Here is a 2,995-nt window from a genome sequence, read left to right as displayed (position 1 = left end):
CGCTTGATGCGCCCCTCCGCACGCACGCCATGCCCGCCGCACGCCCGCACATCGAGCCCCGCCGCGTCCCCACCGCCGACTCCGTCGTGGTGAAGGAACTCTATCTCTCGCTCCAGGGCGAGTCGTCCCATGCCGGGCTGCTCTGCGGCTTCATCCGCCTCACGGGCTGCCACCTGCGCTGCTCGTACTGCGACAGCGAGTTCGCCTTCCATGGCGGCAGCCGCATGAAGATCGCGGACGTCGTCACCCAGGTGCTGGCCATGAACACGCCCGCGGTGGAGGTGACAGGCGGAGAGCCCCTGCTCCAGCCCGGCGTGTATCCGCTGATGGAGTCGCTGCTGGGCGCGGGCCTCAAGGTGCTGCTGGAGACGAGCGGCGCCATCGACGTGCGGCTCGTGCCCCCGGCCGTCCACAAAATCGTGGACATGAAGACGCCGTCGTCCGGCGAGTGCGACCGCAACGACTACCGCAACCTCACGTCCATGAACGCCAACGATGAGCTCAAGCTCGTCATCGGCTCACGCGAGGACTACGAGTGGTCGCGCGCGCTCGTGCGCGAGCACGGCCTGGGCCAGAAGCCCTACGGCGTCCTGTTCTCCACCATCTTCGACAAGCTCCACCCGCGCGAGCTGGCGGAGTGGATCATCGAGGACCGGCTGCCAGTGCGCTTCCAGCTCCAGATGCACAAGTACCTCTGGGACCCCAACGCGCGCGGCGTGTGACGCGCCCGCGCCCTCAGGGCCCCGGTCCCCACGTTGCCAGCACGAGGGCTGTGAGCGCGCCCCAGAACAGGAGCCCGAGCAGGTTCAGCGCGGCCAGGACGCGCAGCACGGTGGCGAAGCCCCGGTCGCCCACATCGTCGCGGCGCCGCAGCTTGCGCGTGGAGATGAAGGTGCCCGCCACCGCCGCCACCAGCGTGAACACCAGCTCCAGCAGCACTTCCATCTTGATGGGAACCGCCCACGAGCGCAGCACCACGGGCGCGCCGAGGAACAGGAAGCCTCCGACGTTGGCCAACAGCGCCAGCCGCACCGGGCGCGACGGCCGCGTGTCCCGCCGGCGGCGCACGGCGCACGGCGCGCAGTACGCCGTCTCCTCCAGCACCTCCGTGCACTCGCCGCACAGGAAGCCGCCGCAGCGCGCGCAGACGGCCACCGCGGCCACGTCCGGATGCTGGCCACAGCGGGCTCCCGCGAGGCTCGCGGCGGATCCGCTCATGCGCCCTTCGCCTAGAAGCCGGGGGGCGGCGTGCGGGCCATCGCCGCCGCGATGCCGTGGGCGCCCATGCCCAGGAACACCGCCGTCAGCACCGTGCTGGCCACGAAGCCCGCGACGATGAGGTTCTTGCGCGGGTGCTCGAACTGGCTGAACGCGTAGACGAGCATGTAGCAGGGGATGAGCAGCACCATCACCCCGGTGCCCACGCTGCGGCGGAAGGCGTGCGTCAGCAACAGGACCGCGCACACGAGCGAGACGACCCCGAACAGGATGGCGAGTGGCAGGAGCGGCACACCCGCCCCCTTAGCACGCCTTCGCCCCTTTCGCGGCGGGCGTGCACATACTAAGGACGGCCCGCCGCCCACCCGCCGAGGAGGTCCCCCGCCATGGCCGCATTCAAGACGTTCCTCATCTTCATCCTGGCCGGCGCGCTGCTCGGCACCTTCGTCGCGTCGCTGGCGGCCCCCTCCTACATCGAGTGGTACAACAGCACGCCGCTCGCCACGCAGACCATGTGCAACCTGCCGGAGGTCGTGCGCCGCGTGACGACGTCGCTGATGCACTCGCAGCTGATGGGCGCGGCCATTGGCGCGGTCGTGGGCCTGGTGGCCGCCACCCTCGTCGCCGTGCGTGCCCGGGGCCGCTCGAAGCAGCGTCCGGGCTCTCCGCCGCCCGCGGCCACCGCCGCCTGAGGGCGGCCGCTACTGCTGCTTCGGCAGGACGTAGATGTTGGGCGACTGGCCCAGCAGCACGCCGCCGTTGTGGTCCTCCACCTCCACGTAGAGGAGGATGGCCTGATTGGGGTCATCCGGCGGTGTCGGCACCGTCCAGGTGGGCGTGGCGATGTGGGAGTCGCTGAACGTGCCGGCCGGGTTCGGCGGCTGCTGCGACCAGCGGTAGAAGATCTCGTCGTTGTCGTCGTCCCGCACCTCCAGCTGTAGCTGGATGACCGTTCCCTCCTCGAACTTGAGCCCGCCCGGCGTGGACGGCGAGCCCAGCGGACGCGGTCCAGCGAGGATGACGGGCTGGTGGTTGGGCGCGGAGCACCCCGCGCTTCCCAGACCCAAGGCGAGCAAGACGAACATGAACGAGTGAGAACGCGGCATGGACTTCCCCCTGCTAGGAACGCCCTCACCCTAATTCGGCCCCCGGCTTTCCGTATACCCACCCGGGAGCCCCGGCTGTTTCATCACCAGGCGATGAAACCCTCACGGGCCGCGCGCCAACTGTCGCGAGGCGCGCATCCCGCCCGGGGAAGAAAATCCGCTCCGCCAACAAGCCGCGGGGACGTGCGTCAACGCCGTCCCGGGCGCCGGGCGAAGAGCCGCAGCTTGTCCGCGCGCGTGAGCCGCTTGATGGCGGCCTCCCGGCGGAGGGCGGCACCGCGGTCCTCGGCGGGCTCGCTCCACACCAGCGTCACCGGCAACCGGGCCCGCGTGTACGCGGCGCCCTTGCCCCGGCCGTGCGTGGCCAGGCGGCGCTCCAGGTTGTTGGTGGCGCCCGTGTAGAGCGTGCCGTCCCGGCAGCGCAGCATGTACACGGTCCAGGCGGTGGGAGGGGCTTCCGACACGGCGAGCCCACTCTACCGCCAGGACCTCACCCCTCAGGAAGGGTTCTGCCCGTCCACACGCTTGCCGTGCAGGCGCGCCAGCCGCCGCGTCCGGGTGCGGACCGCGTGCGTCTTTCGAACGCGCGCCATGACGTCCGACACCTGCGCCAGCGGATCCGTCCGCCACCCCGCCAGGACCTGCGTTTCATGCACCACGCCCACCAGACC

6 protein-coding genes are annotated in these 2,995 nt (G+C 70.8%); 2 read left to right on the top strand and 4 right to left on the bottom strand.

Going from position 1 to position 2,995, the window contains the following annotated elements:
* Positions 1-29: 29 nt before the first annotated feature.
* A complete protein-coding gene (locus D7X32_RS43880) occupies positions 30-722 on the top strand; it encodes a radical SAM protein (protein WP_120608408.1) in 693 nt (230 codons plus the stop codon).
* Between the two features lie 13 nt (positions 723-735).
* On the opposite strand, the gene D7X32_RS43875 is transcribed toward D7X32_RS43880, so the two are convergent.
* Both D7X32_RS43875 and D7X32_RS43870 read right to left on the bottom strand, forming a co-directional pair.
* A complete protein-coding gene (locus D7X32_RS43875) occupies positions 736-1,218 on the bottom strand; it encodes a hypothetical protein (protein WP_120608407.1) in 483 nt (160 codons plus the stop codon).
* An 11-nt stretch (positions 1,219-1,229) separates the two neighbouring features.
* The gene (locus D7X32_RS43870; RefSeq protein ID WP_120556431.1) at positions 1,230-1,511 is read right to left on the bottom strand and encodes a hypothetical protein; all 282 of its coding nucleotides are present in this window, start codon (positions 1,509-1,511) and stop codon (positions 1,230-1,232) included.
* Positions 1,512-1,604: 93 nt separating this feature from the next.
* Between D7X32_RS43870 and D7X32_RS43865 the strand changes: the two genes are divergently transcribed.
* Positions 1,605-1,910 carry a hypothetical protein gene (locus D7X32_RS43865; RefSeq protein WP_120608406.1) on the top strand — a complete coding sequence of 102 codons (306 nt, stop codon included), beginning with the start codon at positions 1,605-1,607 and terminating at the stop codon, positions 1,908-1,910.
* A 9-nt stretch (positions 1,911-1,919) separates the two neighbouring features.
* Here D7X32_RS43865 and D7X32_RS43860 read toward each other — a convergent pair whose 3' ends face one another.
* Both D7X32_RS43860 and D7X32_RS43855 read right to left on the bottom strand, forming a co-directional pair.
* Complete coding sequence (locus D7X32_RS43860; protein ID WP_147450520.1) at positions 1,920-2,324, bottom strand: hypothetical protein; 405 nt, start codon at positions 2,322-2,324, stop codon at positions 1,920-1,922.
* A 188-nt stretch (positions 2,325-2,512) separates the two neighbouring features.
* Positions 2,513-2,752 (bottom strand): GIY-YIG nuclease family protein, encoded by a 240-nt coding sequence (locus D7X32_RS43855; protein WP_120556452.1) that lies wholly within the window; start codon positions 2,750-2,752, stop codon positions 2,513-2,515.
* Between the last annotated feature and the right edge of the window lie 243 nt (positions 2,753-2,995).

It is taken from the genome of Corallococcus carmarthensis, from assembly GCF_003611695.1.
GTDB lineage: Bacteria > Myxococcota > Myxococcia > Myxococcales > Myxococcaceae > Corallococcus > Corallococcus carmarthensis.
This window is presented reverse-complemented; position numbering and strand designations above follow the sequence as displayed.